Here is a 16113-nt window from a genome sequence, read left to right as displayed (position 1 = left end):
TGGTATGGCTTATAGGTATTTTTTATTACAGCTAAATCACAATTAATTTTATGTTGCTAATTAATGTTGTGTTACTAACTGACTTTCCCAATCTAGCAGCTGTTCTGCCAGTAATAATTCTTTATTTAAGGCTGGAATGGTCATTAGCTGATAACGACACTGTTTCCATCCATCAATAATGGCTAACACAATATTTGAAGGCAATTGTGATAACGCCATAATTAAAGGTTGTTGATCTTGGTTGATACAATAAGCTTGCGCATTTGTTTGATACTTTAATGCATCGAGTAAAAGCGATAACAACCAATACAAACGACGATCTACATTATCTTGATTTAGTTGTGGAAGAAACCCAAATAAATCACGTTGTTGTAAACTTGAATATAACGCTTGGCAAAAAAGTTCTCTTTCTTGCCATTCATCTTTCAGTAATGAGAGCGCCGCTATTGGTGCATTCTGCGATAAATTTAACGCAGTTACACTATTAGCGTAAGGAACATTCGGCAACTGCTGTTGTATCCAGTGTGTAGCATACTGGTGATCAGGCGTAGCTAAATGGTAATAAAAACAACGGCTACGCAATGTGGCTAATAAAACTTCGGGCTGCTGGCAATTAAGTAAAAAATACGTATTTTTAGGTGGCTCTTCTAACGTTTTGAGCAATGCATTTGCCGCAGCCTCAGTTAAAGCTTCAACCTCTTTTATCCAAACGACTCTTGCACCGCTTTGCTGGGCATGTTGTTCCAGTTTTTCTGTCACTTTTCTAACGGTTTCTACACCAATAGATGTTTTGCCCTTTTCATTCTGCAAAAGGTGCCAATCAGGGTGTGTTTCGGCAAGCATCAAGCGACAACTGTGGCATTCATTACAGCTTTTTAATCCCTGTTTATTCTGACACATTAACCAACGACTTAATCCATAAGAGAGAGCATCTGCTCCCATTCCTTCTGTCGCATGTAAAAGCAAAGCATGATGGCCACGCCCTTCTTGATACATGCTAATAAGTTGCCGATATGCCTGATTTAGCCAAGGATACCAATTCATAATGCTTTATTTTCCTGCTGGACTAACCATGTAATGAGTGATTGACGAATATCCGCTTGAACTTTATCGATAGTTTGAGATGCATCTATTGTAATAATAGAGTCATCACCTTGGGTTAATACCTGATAGCGTTCACGAGTGCGATAAAAGAAATCCATTGACTCTTTTTCAATTCGGTCTAATTCACCTCTAGCTCGTGCTCTTGCAAGCCCTATAGCTGGATCTAAATCAAGATATAACGTTAAATCTGGACGAAAATCACCAAGAACCGTATTGCGAAGTGACAGCATAAGATCTTTATCTAAACCACGTCCACCGCCTTGATAGGCTTGTGAAGAGAGATCGTGTCTATCACCAATCACCCATTTACCTTCAGCTAACGCTGGTTTTATCACGTTCTCAACAAGCTGAACACGTGCTGCATATAGCATTAACAGCTCCGCTTTATCAGTAACTTTCTCACCCTCAATGCCTTGTTTAATAAGCTCTCGTAATTTTTCGGCAAGTGGGGTGCCTCCCGGTTCACGGGTAAATGCTAAATTGGTGATATTTTTTTCTTTTAACGTATTAATAACGGTTTGAATTGCACTGGTTTTTCCAGCACCTTCTAATCCTTCAATTACAATAAATTTACTGTTGTTCATAATTATCTTTGTTGTAAGCGTCGATATTGTGCGACGGCTTTATTATGTTCATTAAGTGTGGTTGAAAATTTATGACCACCCGTTCCATCTGCAACAAAATAGAGATAACGCGTATCCGCTGGATGTGCGGCAGCTCTGATTGAAGCAACACCAGGCATCGCAATAGGTGTTGGTGGCAATCCATCAATTTGATACGTGTTATAAGGGGTATAACCATTTAAATCACTGCGATAAATCGTACCTCTGTATTTATCACCTAAGCCATAAATTACGGTAGGATCGGTCTGTAATCGCATATTTGTTTTTAATCGATTAATAAATACAGACGCGACCTTTGTTCTTTCAGCATCAATACCCGTCTCTTTTTCAATAATTGATGCCATGATAAGCATTTCATAAGCCGATTTATACGGTAGGTCACTATCGCGTTTAATCCACTCTTCTTCTAATGTTTTTTCCATTTGTTGGTAGGCACGCTTTAAAATTGCGACATCTGTCGTACCTGCCGTGTAATGGTATGTATCTGGTGCAAACCAACCTTCTAGATTAGCAATTTCAGGTTTTATCCCTATTTCTTCGCGTAATTTATCGCTATCCATTGTGTGTGCGATAGTCGTAAGTTTGGGGGCTTGTTCAAAAATAGATTGCCAATCTTGTAAACGGCTACCTTCAATAAAACGGATCGTAAATTGAGCCTCTTTACCGCTTTTAATCAATAATAAAACATCGCGTAAAGACATACCTTTTGTTAAACGATATGTACCTGCTTTAAATTGGCTAAGCTCTGGTTTTACTTTTAGCAAAATTTGAAAATAATCGCCTTCGTTAAGTAAATTATTTTTTATTAACAGTTGTTCCATGGCTACGCGCCCTGTTCCTGCTGGCACTGTGAGTAGCATTTCATCTTGCTTTACAACAATATTTTCTTCTAATCCACGAATATGTTGCATCATATACAACGCAATTGCACCGATGCTAATTAATAAGGCAAAAAAAACTATCCATACTATTTTTTTTATCTTCATTTATAACTCATCAAATTCTATTTAAGTGACAAACTGTGTTGTAAAACAACATGATAATACTCTCTACTTGAATACTGGTAGCACTTATCATTCGAGAAAGTGATACATGAAACAGGAAGTACTGGCATTAAGCTATTTGTTAACCAAACTTCATCTGCTTGATAAAGCGTTTCCGGCTTCTCTCTCACAATATCCATTTTCCAATTCAATTTTTGCGCTAATTGAATAATTGATTGACGCATAATGCCATTTACACCGGAATCCGTCAGATCCGGTGTGAAAAGTGTATTCCCTTTGCGCCAAAAAAGATTTGCCGCATTTGCTTCAACTAAATATCCTTCATTATCACACACTAAAACATCATCAAAATCTGTTTTTTCTAAATGATGCTTAATAAGAACCTGCTCCAAACGATTTAGATGTTTAATTCCTGCCAATTGTGGATTTTTTCCTAAAGTAACAGGGCTGACGGCAAGTGATATGCCTTCACTTTGCTGGTGGAAATAATGGGCAGGATAAGATGATAATGACGTTATAACTGTTGGTGTAATAAATCCATTTGAAGAATAACCACGGCCACCATAACCGCGACTGATGATAATTTTAATAACACTTTTCTCTTGAGTACTAGAAGAGATATCTATAATGTGTTTTTTCAAATCAGACCAATTTGGATGAGGTAGAAAAAGAGCCTCACAGCCTTGTTTTAAACGATTGAGGTGTGCAGATAGCATGGAAGGCTTGCCCTGCTCCATTGCGAGCGTAGTAAAACAGCCATCGCCAAACTGTATCGCTCGGTCACTTGCATCTACATTTTGTTGCTGTTGTCCATTTACCCAATACATCAAACACACCCTACATCTATGTTATTGATATCAATCTGTACATGATAAAACAACTGGCAGTAAAAGGACAAAATAAAAGACCCAGAATAATCCTGGGTCTTTAAGTATTTTTCAACTTTCTACAAAAAACGGTTTAAACGCGCTTAAAGAGAATTGAACCATTAGTACCACCAAAGCCAAATGAGTTACACAGAGCATATTCCATGTTCTCAACTTTACGTGCTTTATGTGGAACAAAATCAAGATGACAATTTTCGTCTTGATTATCAAGGTTAATTGTTGGAGGTACGATTTGGTCACGTAGTGAAAGAATAGTAAAAATAGACTCAATAGCTCCAGCAGCACCTAATAAATGGCCTGTCATAGATTTTGTTGAGCTAACTAATACATCCGTGCCTTTACCAAATACATTTTCTACTGCTTGTGCTTCAGCAATATCACCCGCATTCGTTGATGTGCCATGTGCGTTGATATAACCCACTTGAGATGCATCAATACCCGCATCTTTTAGTGCGTTTGTCATCGCTAGCGCACCGCCTTCGCCATTTTCTGCTGGTGAAGTCATGTGATATGCATCGCTACTCATGCCAAAACCCACTACTTCAGCATAAATTTTAGCGCCACGTTTTTTAGCGTGTTCATATTCTTCAAGAACCAGAACACCTGCACCATCACCTAATACGAAACCATCACGATCTTTATCCCATGGGCGACTAGCTGCTTGAGGATTATCATTACGTGTTGATAATGCACGAACTGCACCAAAGCCACCTAAACCTAATGGAGTAGTTGCTTTTTCGGCACCGCCTGCGAGCATTGCATCTGCATCGCCATAAGCAATAATACGTGCAGCATGCCCAATATTATGAACACCTGATGTACATGCTGTTGCGATAGAGATTGTAGGGCCACGAAGACCATACATAATGCTTAAATGTCCTGCGACCATGTTAATGATGGTTGAAGGTACAAAAAATGGGCTAATTTTACGAGGGCCACCATTTGTCATTGACGTATGGTTTTCTTCGATAAGGCCTAAGCCACCAATACCAGAACCAATAGCAGCTCCGATGCGACTTGCATTGGCTTCTGTTACTTCAAGACCTGAATCCGCAATGGCCTGCACACCAGCTGCAATACCATATTGAATAAAAAGATCCATCTTACGCGCGTCTTTACGCGAAAGATTATAATCTTCATGATTGAAATCTTTTACCAATCCTGCGAATTTAGTCGCATGATGACTGGTGTCAAAATCTTCGATAAGGCCGATACCACTCTGTCCGGCACACACGGCTTCCCAAGAAGCTGTTGCGTTATTACCGACAGGAGATAACATGCCTAGTCCGGTCACAACTACACGACGCTTAGACACGCTTATCCTCCAAGGAGGGAAAAAGTTTAGGATTAAAAATATAGGCGGTCGAGTGACCGCCTAGATTAGCAAGCTTATTTACCTGCGTTTTCAACGTAATCAATAGCAGCTTGAACTGTAGTAATTTTTTCTGCTTCTTCGTCTGGGATTTCGATATCGAATTCTTCTTCCAGAGCCATTACCAGCTCAACTGTGTCAAGAGAATCAGCGCCTAAGTCATCAACAAATGAAGCTGAATTTACAACTTCTTCCTCTTTAACACCCAGTTGTTCAACAATGATTTTCTTAACGCGTTCGTCGATAGTGCTCATACTATTAAATTTCCTATCAAAACTCGCTTGCGCGATGATTTTCTTAGTTTATAAATACAGGAAAAGATCTAACCAATCCCGACTGTGTGGACTACTTTATTCGCTATATTTTGCATTATATTGTACGCAAAAAGCAAATATAAAGACGTCCCCATAATTAGATCATGTACATGCCACCATTGACATGCAATGTTTCACCCGTGATATAGCTCGCTTCATCAGAAGCTAAGAAGGCTACAGCACTGGCAATCTCTTTGGCATCACCTAAACGGTTAGCAGGGACTTGAGATAAAATACCTGCTCTTTGGTCATCTGTTAGTGCTCTTGTCATATCAGTTTCGATAAAACCAGGTGCAACAACATTTACCGTAATGCCCCGGGAAGCAACTTCGCGTGCTAATGATTTACTAAAACCAATCACACCCGCTTTTGCCGCCGCGTAGTTTGCCTGTCCTGCATTACCCATAGTTCCAACAACAGAACCAATGGTAATTATACGACCATAACGTTTTTTCATCATAGCACGCATAACTGCTTTAGACAGACGGAAGACTGATGAAAGATTTGTGTTGATGATATCTTGCCATTCATCATCTTTCATGCGCATCAACAGGTTATCACGAGTAATACCTGCATTATTGACCAAAATATCAATTTCGCCAAATTCAGCACGCACTTCAGCTAAAAATTTTTCGATAGAGTCGTTTTCTGTGACGTTTAACACAAAACCCTTACCTTTACCGCTTAAATATTCGCTGATAGCTTGCGCACCATTTTCGCTCGTTGCTGTACCAATTACGGTCGCACCGCGCGCAACTAAATCCTCTGCAATCGCACGGCCAATGCCACGGCTTGCACCAGTAACTAGCGCTATTTTTCCGTCAAATCCCATGAGATCCCTCAGTCATTTCCTAATGCAGCATCTAATGACGCAATATCATTAACTGCTACAGCGTTCATTTCTTTAGAAATACGTTTTGTTAAACCAGTTAATACTTTTCCTGGACCGATTTCTAATAGTTGTGTGATGCCTTTTTCAGCAATAAGTTCAACCGTTTCAGTCCAGCGAACTGGGTTATAAAGCTGGCGAACTAACGCATCACGGATAGCATTCGCATCAGTTTGCGTTTTCACATCAACGTTATTAACGACCTGAATTTCAGGTTGTTTAAATTCAATTTCTTGTAATGCAACCGCAAGCTTATCAGCAGCTGGTTTCATTAAAGCACAATGCGAAGGTACGCTCACTGCTAACGGTAACGCACGTTTAGCTCCGGCTTCTTTACATAAAACACCAGCACGCTCTACTGCCTCTTTGTTACCTGCAATAACAACTTGGCCCGGTGAATTAAAGTTTACAGGCGAAACAACTTGCCCTTGAGCAGCGTCTTCACATGCTTTTGCAATAGCGTCGTTATCTAAACCGATAATCGCATACATTGCACCAGTACCTGCTGGTACAGCTTCTTGCATCAGTTGACCGCGTAATTCTACTAATTTAATAGCTTCAGCGAAATCAATAACACCTGCACACACTAAAGCAGAATACTCGCCAAGACTGTGACCTGCCATCATTTGTGGCATTTTGCCTTGTTTTTCTTGCCATACACGCCATACAGCAACTGATGCTGCTAATAAGGCTGGCTGTGTTTTCCATGTTTTGTTTAACTCTTCTTCTGGGCCATTTTGGACTAAATCCCACAGAGAGTAACCCAATACATCAGATGCTTGAGCAAATGTTTCAGTCACTATCGGATATTGCTCTGCAAGTTCTGCAAACATTCCAACAGTTTGCGATCCCTGTCCAGGGAAAACCATTGCAAAATCAGTCATGTTTATTTTCCTGATAATATTAAAAACGGATAAGTGCAGAACCCCAAGTAAAACCGCCACCAAACGCTTCCAGCAAGATTAACTGACCACGTTGAATGCGATTGTCTCTTACAGCTTCATCTAATGCTGTTGGGACTGATGCTGCTGACGTATTGCCATGGCGATCTAATGTCACCACTACTTTATCCATTGTCATATCCAGCTTTTTCGCTGTCGCTGAAATAATTCTTAAATTTGCCTGATGAGGCACAAGCCAGTCCAGTTCAGATTTATCAATATTGTTAGCTTCGAGTGTCTCATCCACAATGTGGGCAAGTTCACGAACTGCGACTTTAAATACTTCATTTCCTGCCATTGTAACGTAAGCAGGTAAATCTTCATTTTCTTTACGCTGATAAGGCAATGCTAATAAATCGCCAAAACGCCCATCAGAGTGTAAATGTGTAGAAATAATACCTTCGTCTTCTGACGCACCCACAACTGCTGCACCTGCTGCATCACCAAATAAAATAATGGTGCCACGATCGTTAGGATCTAACGCATGGGATAATCTGTCAGCACCAATTACAAGAGCATGCTTAACAGAACCTGCTTTAATAAATTGATCAGCAATGCTTAATGCATAAACAAAGCCAGAACATGCAGCTGCAACGTCAAAAGCGATGCAATCATTGATACCTAACGCATTTTGAATCTGACATGCTGCGCTTGGAAATGCATGTGAGCCTGATGTTGTGGCAACAACAATCAACCCAATATCTTGTTTATCAATACCAGACATTTCTAGTGCTTTTTCAGCGGCACCTGCTCCCATCACAGCAACAGATTCTTCTTCTGTTGCAATCCGACGTTCATTAATACCTGTTCGGGTAACAATCCATTCGTCAGATGTTTCAACCATTTTTTCTAAATCGGCATTAGTTCGCACTTGTACAGGCAAGTAACTACCAGTACCTAAGATTTTTGTATACATTCTATCAATCGCTCTTGGGTAATACTGTTGTCAGTCGAGAAGCGATCCGTTCTGGGATTTTTCGCTCAACGGCATGAACAGCCTGTTCTATTGCTGCTGTAAACGCGCTTTCATTTGCGCCACCATGGCTCTTAATGACGATACCGCGTAATCCTAACAGAGAAGCACCGTTATACTGGTCGGGGTTCATGTGTCCAAAACGCTTAATTAGCCGTTTTTGTAACCACTTCTTCAATATTTTCATCCACCACGACGTTTTTTTATTTTCGGTAGTAGAAGATTTAATCAATGAAAGGAAAACTCGAATAACTCCTTCCATCGTTTTAAGGGAGACATTACCTGCGAAGCCGTCACACACCAATACATCTGTTTTGCCTGTCAGTAATTCATTACCTTCAACATAACCAATATAATTGATATTAGGTGTCGACTTTAATACTGTAGCGGCTTCGCGGATATTATCTAATCCTTTACTCTCTTCTTCACCAATATTCAAAAGTGCTACTTTAGGTGAACTAATCCCTGCAATTTCTTCGGCCATCACCGCGCCCATCACGGCAAACTGTACCAACATTTGGCTATCACAGTTAACGTTAGCGCCTAAATCAAGAACGATAGTCTTGCCTTTTTTCTGGTTGGGTAATACTGAAACCAGTGCGGGACGTTCAATTCCATCAATAGCATTAAGTCGCAGTTTTGCTAATCCCATTAATACGCCAGTATTACCTGCACTTACACATGCTTGTGCTTCACCTGTTTTCACGAGATCAAGTGCCACTCGCATTGATGTACCTTTACTTGCTCTAATACCGTGTGAAGGTTTAGCATCATTGGCAACAATATGTTCTGCGGGTATAACGTGTAAACGGGAGATTAGCTCGGCATTTTGATCTGCAAGCAGAGGAGAGATAGCGTCTGGTTGACCTACCAGCAATATTTTTAAATGAGGATTAGATGCCAGCGCCCGCAAACAAGCAGGCACTGTGATGCGAGGACCGAAGTCCCCGCCCATCGCATCTAACGCTATGGTTAGATTTGTCAAGGTATCAACGAGTTATAAAGCTAATTACTTGTTGATAACCTTGCGACCACGGTAGTAACCGTCAGCAGTTACATGGTGACGCAGGTGAGTTTCACCAGAAGTTTTGTCAACTGAAACTTGAGTTACTGTCAGCGCGTCATGAGAACGACGCATACCGCGTTTAGAACGAGTTGGTTTGTTTTGTTGTACGGCCATTGACCTTACTCCTTAGTACTTTTCTTTAAACTGGCTAATACGGCAAATGGATTTGGTTTCTCTGATAATTCCTCAGGGAGTTCACCAAACACCATATCCGCGTCGGACACTTCACAGTGTTCAAAATCATGTACCGGAACCACCGGCAAGTTGAGGATTATTTCATCTTCAATCATTGCCAGCAAATCTATTTCACCAAATTCGTTTACATCGACTGGTTCATATTCTTCCGGTAATGCCTCGGCCCGTTCATCACTGACAACAGGGCTAAAACAATATGTTGCGTGAACATGATAAGGAAAATGGCCACCACAACGTTGACATTCTAAAGTCACACTCACATCGGAATGTCCTTTAATCACGGCAAGACGTTGATGGTCAATATCAAATGATAAAGCCACATCAATATTACTGTCCACACTGACCACCGATTCAGCTAAGCGGCTTACTTGCTCTGGAGAATAATGACCGTCATAGTCTAAATTCTTTTGAGCTGCTCGCAGCGCATCAATGGTCAGGGGTAATTTTACCTTTTGCATAAGGCGCGCATATTATCTTTGTAATGGAATATAGTCAAAGAAAAAGGCGGGTTATCTACACCTTTCCACCAAAATTCGCTTTATCAGCGGCGCATAGTTTAGAATGTCAGGCATCATTTTGCTACGGATTTTAAAAAAAATATGTTGCCACTCGTTCTTGCGTCTACTTCACCCTTTCGAGCTCAGTTACTGAAAAAGCTTGGAATGCCCTTTATACAGGCATCTCCCGATATTGACGAAACCCCAAAGCCGACTGAATGTGCTCAAGATCTTGTCACCCGCTTATCCTATGAAAAAGCCAGCGCTTTACAAGCAAAATTTCCACATCACCTTATTATTGGCTCTGATCAAGTTTGTGTATTAAATAAAAAAATCACAGGTAAACCCCATAATTTTAATAATGCTTTCGCACAATTAAAGCAAGCTTCAGGACAATGTGTGTCGTTTTATACCGGATTAACAGTATACAATAGTTTAACTTTAGAACATCAAACGCATTGTGAATTATTTCAAGTATACTTTCGCCATTTAACTGATGATGAAATTACACATTATTTAAATAAAGAAATGCCGTTCAATTGTGCGGGAAGTTTTAAGTCTGAAGGGTTAGGTATTGCTCTTTTTGATAAACTTGAAGGTGACGATCCAAATTCTTTAATTGGTTTACCACTTATCCGATTGAATAAAATGTTACTCTCGCAAAGAATAAACCCATTATTTCTCTCTGATGATCAAAAATAAATCCGATCATCTTATTTTTAATCTTATGTAGCGATAAAACGTATTATGAATAAACTAACATCCGTCTTGATAGCGTTAGTAATGGCAACAACATTAGCAGCTTGTTCTGATGAAAAAGATACCGAAACAGCTCAAACGACTCATGCAACCAATATTGCCCAAGACAGTGTAATTTCAAATAAAAAAGATGACAACACATCCTCATTCAAAAAGAATTTTGTCAGCAGTTGCATATTAGGTTCGGGTATTACTGATGATGCACTCATTCCTCAAATTACAGAAGTGTGCGGATGCACCTACGACAGCATCATTAAAAATTACGGTATTACCGAATTTATTCGTGTGGATATGGAAATGCGCAAAAATGGTTCAAAATCACTGCCTAAAGAGTGGGATATTGATAACATCGTTGAACAATGTATGACAAAAGTAGAAGGTTAATCGTGTTTTAATTAACCGTTTTACGTAATGCTTAGAAAATAATACGCCCAGCTAACTGGGCGCATTGTGTGTTCAGATTTTCTGTCAAAATAAGATTTTCAGACCTAAGATTTTTGACTACGTAATACTTGCAAGCAATGGCGTAATGAATTATCCATTGGTGCTTCAATTCGCAACTGTTCACCCGTTGCAGGATGAGTAAATGTCAAAGAACTTGCATGTAAAAATAAACGATTAAGCTTTGTTCCAACCAGTTGTGCATCAAAATCACGATCACCATAACGATCATCAAAAGCAATAGGATGACCTGCATGTAATGTATGTACACGGATTTGGTGTGTTCTTCCGGTCACAGGGCTTGCTTTCACCAGAGTAGCGAACTCAAAACGCTCTTCCACTTTAAAACGTGTTTCTGAAGGCTTACCCTCATTATTTACTTTTACTACACGCTCACCACTTTGAAGAATATTTTTCAATAACGGCGCTTGCACCACTTTGGTATGTGATTGCCACTGACCACGAACTAATGCCAAATAATCCTTTTGCATCTGTTTTAAACGTAATTGTTCATGTAACGCACGTAGTGCTGAACGTTTTTTTGCAATTAATAACACGCCAGAAGTATCTCTATCAAGGCGATGAACAAGCTCTAAAAAGCGAGCTTCTGGGCGTAATGCACGCAAACCTTCAATAACACCAAAGCTTAAACCACTACCACCGTGCACTGCTGTACCTGATGGTTTATTAATCAGCATTAAATATTCATCTTCATATAAAATACAATTAGCTAATGCAGAAACTTTGTCTAATTTTGGCGATACGGCAATTTCTTCTTTTTCTGCTACTCTCACAGGAGGAATACGAATACTGTCACCTGCATTTAATTTATATTCAGGTTTAATTCGCCCTTTATTGACTCGAACTTCCCCTTTACGGATAATTCGGTAAATCATACTTTTTGGTACACCTTTTAAGCGTGCCAGTAAAAAATTATCGATACGCTGGCCTGCTTCATCGCCATCAATGGTGACGAACTGAACTTGATTAAATGATTTCATAGTGGCGATTCTTTGGCTCTCTTAAAATAAAAATAACAAACAACTTTGTGGTGCACAAAATAACATCAATTTTGTCGTCTATTTTAACCTGAATAATGGGAAAAAGACGAAACATTAGCTAATCTCTCATATTTATACAGAAAAAGTCACCAAAGCGGAAAAGTCATCTTGCTATAACCCTAACACCAATGGAATAATGCAGTCTCTCCTGATTATGTTTATCAGGTATATTTATGAAAATTTTGTTTGTTTGATTTTCAAAATGCAGCAATGGCGTAAGACATAGTCGAAAATCAAACAATTTAGTATGCCACAAATACATCGCTTATTGAGTTGAAACATTGTGTTCAATTAAAGAGTGCTGAGTTTTTGAACTAAAAATCAGACTCACCGAGATATTGCACCTCTATACAACCGACAGCCGTGAGGTTGACGCATTTGTAAAAGACACGAGGTCATCGGTTATCAATAGTGTAATTACGTATGTTAGTGGCACATTATAAAACGTGAAAATAACGAGTAAGTCACAATATGAAAAGAATGTTAATTAACGCGACTCAGCAGGAAGAGTTGCGTGTTGCCCTTGTCGATGGGCAACGCTTGTACGATCTGGATATCGAAAGCCCCGGTCATGAACAGAAAAAAGCGAATATCTATAAAGGTAAAATCACTCGAATTGAACCCAGCCTAGAAGCTGCTTTTGTTGATTATGGTGCGGAACGCCACGGTTTCCTTCCTATTAAAGAAATAGCCCGCGAATACTTCCCTAGCAATTATCACTCCCATGGTCGTCCTAACATCAAAGATGTCTTGAAAGAAGGCCAGGAAGTTATTGTTCAAGTTGATAAAGAAGAGCGTGGTAATAAAGGTGCTGCATTAACCACTTTTATCAGCCTTGCTGGTAGCTACTTGGTATTAATGCCAAATAATCCTCGTGCAGGGGGTATTTCTCGCCGTATCGAAGGTGAAGATCGTACAGAACTCAAAGAAGCCTTATCAAGTCTTGAAATTCCAGATGGCATGGGTCTAATTGTACGTACTGCGGGTGTCGGTAAATCGGCTGAAGCACTACAACAAGATTTAAGCTATCGCTTAAGACATTGGGATGCCATAAAAAAAGCAGCCGAGAATCGCCCTGCTCCTTTCTTAATTCATCAGGAAAGTAACGTAATCGTTCGCGCATTCCGCGACTATCTACGTCCTGATATTGGTGAAATCTTAATTGATAACGCAAAAGTTGTTGAAATGGCTCGTAGCCATATAGAAGCAATTGGTCGTGGTGATTTTGCCAGCAAAATTCGTCATTATACTGGCGCTGTTCCATTATTTAGCCATTATCAAATTGAATCACAAATTGAATCTGCCTTTCAGCGTGAAGTTCGCTTACCTTCTGGTGGCGCATTAGTTATTGATACCACTGAAGCATTAACAGCGATTGATATTAACTCTTCACGTTCAACACGTGGTGGTGATATTGAAGAAACTGCATTCAATACTAACTTAGAAGCCGCTGACGAAATTGCGCGTCAATTACGTTTACGCGACCTCGGTGGTTTAATTGTTATCGACTTTATCGACATGACACCAGTTCGTCATCAACGTGAAGTTGAGAATAGAATGCGTGAGGCTGTTCGCCAAGATCGTGCGCGTATTCAAATTGGACGCATCTCTCGCTTTGGCTTATTAGAGATGTCTCGTCAACGCTTAAGTCCTTCATTAGGTGAATCAAGCCATCACGTTTGTCCTCGTTGCTTAGGTACTGGTACTATTCGTGATAACGAATCACTATCACTTTCTGTGTTACGCCTAATTGAAGAAGAAGCGCTGAAAGAAAATACCCACGAAGTACATGCGATTGTCCCTGTTCAAATTGCCTCTTATTTACTTAACGAAAAACGTAAAGCTGTAACAGATATTGAACTGCGTCAATCTAACGTTAAAGTGGTTATTGTTCCTAATGACCAAATGCAAACTCCTCATTTCTCTGTTATTCGTGTGCGTAAGGGCGAAGAAATTACGTCTCTAAGCTACAACTTAGCGCAATTCCATGAAAGTCAGTTAAATGAAGCTGAAGACGATGTTGTCACTGAGCGCAAAGTGCCTGAACAACCTGCTATTTCAGCCTTTGGATTGCAAGAAGAAGACACACCTGAAACAACAACAAAAAGCAAAAAAACACCTCAACCACAAGCGAAGCCAGTTAAATCAGAGCAAGAGCAAGGTGGCGGTTTCTTCGCCTCAATTGCGAAATTCTTCTCTAACTTATTTGGTAGCGAGCCAGAGCCTGCGGTAACACAAGAAAAACCACAGGAAACCAAGAAAGAGAATACGGATAATCGTCGTGAGCGTCGTAATAACAACAATCGACGTAACAGCAATAATCGCCGTGACCGTGATAACGATCGTAATCGTGATAACACAAATAGCGAAGACAATCGCAAGAATCGCAATCAAAAACCACAAACAGCTCCAACAACTGAAGTCAGTAGTGAACAAGAGATTGCAGAACGTGAAGCGCGTCGCCAACAACGTCGTGAACAACGCGCAGAACAACGTCGTCGCCAAGAAGAAAAACGTCAGCAGCAACAAGAAGCTGCAAAAGCACAAGTTGCACTTAGCGAAAATGATACAACTGAAAAAGACAGTGCAAACGAGAAGAAAGAAGAACCTCGTCGCCCAGCTATGCAACGTCGTAATCGTCGCCAATTGACACAATCTATACGTGTAACAGATAGCGATACAACATTAGCCATTGCTCCAGTTGCAACTGTTGCGACAACAGAAAAGGCAATTTCAGAACCCCCTGTTGCTATCGCTACAGCTAAAGTTGCTCCAGCTGAAAAAACAGCACCTAAAGCCGATGCAGTTGTAAAAGTTGAGACGAATGAAGCACAACCGGTAAAAGCCTTACCTGATGTCGCGCCAAAAGCACAAGATGACAATAAAAATGAAGACAACAACGGGCAAGAGAATGTCATGCCTCGTCGTTCTCGTCGTTCACCTCGTCATTTGCGTGTGAGTGGTCAACGTCGCCGTCGTTATCGTGATGAACGTACATTAACAGTGTCACCAATGCCACTTACAATGGCGGTTGCATCGCCTGAGCTTGCTTCTGGTAAAGTATTTATTCGTTACCCTGTAACACCAGTCAGTGATGCTTCATTTATGGAGAATAATGTTGAAAAGAACATCATTACTCATGCAGACCCTCAAATGGTTGCTATCGCACCGGCGGTTTCAGAAGCCATTGTTGAAAAAGTGGAACAAGCGGATACAACAGAATCAACCTACACTGTGACTGTTAGCTCTGAATCAACCACTGAAGCTGTTGCTGAAATTATTGCCGTAGAACCACAATCAGCACCTACAGAAGCGAATAACATCGAGAACCAAGTTGAAGAAAGTGCTATCAGCAACGTTATCAATGATGTGAATACCGAGGAACATATCACTCGTAAAGAAAATATTTCTGCGGTATTAAACACAACTGAGGCTTATATGCATGAAGCTTCACAGCAAGTCGAAACAAGTGCAGAGACTGAAAAAGTTACACAAGAGGTTACTGCACCTGTAGAACGCGAAATGAGTGAAACATCTACCACTGAGTCTCAACCTGTAGCCACTTCAATTACAACCGAAGAAACAGTTGAACAACACACAGAAAGTGATGCTGAAACTATTGTTGAAACTGTTGCTGAGCCTATCGTTGAAACTGTTGCTGAGCCTATCGTTGAAGCGATTATTGAAAGTCAGCCTAAAGAAAGTGCAACACCTGTAGTAGAAGCAGAGTCAGTACCAGTAAAAGAAAGCAAACCTACAACCGTTATTATTCGTCAAGAGCCGGTAGTACGCCAACTTCATGCAAGCGCACCAATGACAAAAGCGCCAGCATCTGATGAAGCCACTATCGCGATTGAAATCAAAGCATGGGAAACTCGCCCTGCTTTTGATAAGAAAGGTCGTACTGGTGCAGGTGGACATTGTTCTACCAATCAAGCGTCATCGGTAATGACTAAAGCTGAAAGTCAAAACTGATAATAAGTCGTT

General features: G+C 40.3%; 16 protein-coding genes. 3 read left to right on the top strand and 13 right to left on the bottom strand.

What is annotated here, in order from left to right:
- Window positions 1-60 precede the first annotated feature (60 nt).
- The 12 genes from holB to yceD all read right to left on the bottom strand — a co-directional run bounded on the left by holB (window position 61) and on the right by yceD (window position 9826).
- Complete coding sequence (holB, locus tag JEP40_RS15050) at window positions 61-1044, bottom strand: DNA polymerase III subunit delta' (RefSeq protein WP_198624191.1); 984 nt, start codon at window positions 1042-1044, stop codon at window positions 61-63.
- Window positions 1041-1688 (bottom strand): dTMP kinase, encoded by a 648-nt coding sequence (tmk, locus tag JEP40_RS15045; RefSeq protein ID WP_198624190.1) that lies wholly within the window; start codon window positions 1686-1688, stop codon window positions 1041-1043. Before tmk ends, holB begins: the two co-directional genes overlap by 4 nt.
- A gap of 2 nt (window positions 1689-1690) precedes the next feature.
- The gene (gene mltG, locus JEP40_RS15040; RefSeq protein WP_198624189.1) at window positions 1691-2713 is read right to left on the bottom strand and encodes an endolytic transglycosylase MltG; all 1023 of its coding nucleotides are present in this window, start codon (window positions 2711-2713) and stop codon (window positions 1691-1693) included.
- A gap of 17 nt (window positions 2714-2730) precedes the next feature.
- Window positions 2731-3558 (bottom strand): aminodeoxychorismate lyase, encoded by an 828-nt coding sequence (pabC, locus tag JEP40_RS15035; RefSeq protein ID WP_198624188.1) that lies wholly within the window; start codon window positions 3556-3558, stop codon window positions 2731-2733.
- A gap of 133 nt (window positions 3559-3691) precedes the next feature.
- On the bottom strand, window positions 3692-4933 hold the full coding sequence (fabF, locus tag JEP40_RS15030) for a beta-ketoacyl-ACP synthase II (RefSeq protein ID WP_115349523.1): 1242 nt from the start codon (window positions 4931-4933) through the stop codon (window positions 3692-3694).
- A 74-nt stretch (window positions 4934-5007) separates the two neighbouring features.
- A complete protein-coding gene (gene acpP / locus JEP40_RS15025) occupies window positions 5008-5244 on the bottom strand; it encodes an acyl carrier protein (protein ID WP_004247087.1) in 237 nt (78 codons plus the stop codon).
- A gap of 157 nt (window positions 5245-5401) precedes the next feature.
- Entirely contained in the window at window positions 5402-6136 is a 735-nt protein-coding gene (gene fabG, locus JEP40_RS15020; RefSeq protein WP_036937746.1) for a 3-oxoacyl-ACP reductase FabG, read from the bottom strand.
- Between the two features lie 8 nt (window positions 6137-6144).
- Window positions 6145-7077, bottom strand: a complete 933-nt coding sequence (gene fabD, locus JEP40_RS15015; RefSeq protein WP_198624187.1) for an ACP S-malonyltransferase — start codon at window positions 7075-7077, stop codon at window positions 6145-6147.
- A gap of 19 nt (window positions 7078-7096) precedes the next feature.
- On the bottom strand, window positions 7097-8050 hold the full coding sequence (locus JEP40_RS15010) for a beta-ketoacyl-ACP synthase III (RefSeq protein ID WP_198624186.1): 954 nt from the start codon (window positions 8048-8050) through the stop codon (window positions 7097-7099).
- Between the two features lie 4 nt (window positions 8051-8054).
- Window positions 8055-9092 carry a phosphate acyltransferase PlsX gene (gene plsX / locus JEP40_RS15005; RefSeq protein ID WP_198624185.1) on the bottom strand — a complete coding sequence of 346 codons (1038 nt, stop codon included), beginning with the start codon at window positions 9090-9092 and terminating at the stop codon, window positions 8055-8057.
- A gap of 24 nt (window positions 9093-9116) precedes the next feature.
- Window positions 9117-9287 carry a 50S ribosomal protein L32 gene (gene rpmF, locus JEP40_RS15000; RefSeq protein WP_006537252.1) on the bottom strand — a complete coding sequence of 57 codons (171 nt, stop codon included), beginning with the start codon at window positions 9285-9287 and terminating at the stop codon, window positions 9117-9119.
- Between the two features lie 5 nt (window positions 9288-9292).
- On the bottom strand, window positions 9293-9826 hold the full coding sequence (gene yceD, locus JEP40_RS14995) for a 23S rRNA accumulation protein YceD (protein WP_198624184.1): 534 nt from the start codon (window positions 9824-9826) through the stop codon (window positions 9293-9295).
- A gap of 141 nt (window positions 9827-9967) precedes the next feature.
- On the opposite strand from yceD, the gene JEP40_RS14990 reads away from it, so the two are divergent.
- Window positions 9968-10567: a Maf family protein gene (locus tag JEP40_RS14990; RefSeq protein ID WP_198624183.1), complete on the top strand. Its 600-nt coding sequence runs from the start codon at window positions 9968-9970 to the stop codon at window positions 10565-10567.
- Window positions 10568-10612: 45 nt separating this feature from the next.
- Window positions 10613-11008 carry a hypothetical protein gene (locus JEP40_RS14985; RefSeq protein ID WP_198624182.1) on the top strand — a complete coding sequence of 132 codons (396 nt, stop codon included), beginning with the start codon at window positions 10613-10615 and terminating at the stop codon, window positions 11006-11008.
- Between the two features lie 104 nt (window positions 11009-11112).
- Here JEP40_RS14985 and rluC read toward each other — a convergent pair whose 3' ends face one another.
- A complete protein-coding gene (rluC, locus tag JEP40_RS14980; protein ID WP_198624181.1) occupies window positions 11113-12066 on the bottom strand; it encodes a 23S rRNA pseudouridine(955/2504/2580) synthase RluC in 954 nt (317 codons plus the stop codon).
- 531 nt (window positions 12067-12597) lie between these two features.
- Here rluC and rne point away from each other — a divergent pair.
- On the top strand, window positions 12598-16101 hold the full coding sequence (gene rne / locus JEP40_RS14975; protein ID WP_198624180.1) for a ribonuclease E: 3504 nt from the start codon (window positions 12598-12600) through the stop codon (window positions 16099-16101).
- Window positions 16102-16113 lie beyond the last annotated feature (12 nt).

This window comes from Proteus vulgaris (assembly GCF_016239305.1).
Lineage (GTDB): Bacteria > Pseudomonadota > Gammaproteobacteria > Enterobacterales > Enterobacteriaceae > Proteus > Proteus vulgaris_C.
This window is presented reverse-complemented; position numbering and strand designations above follow the sequence as displayed.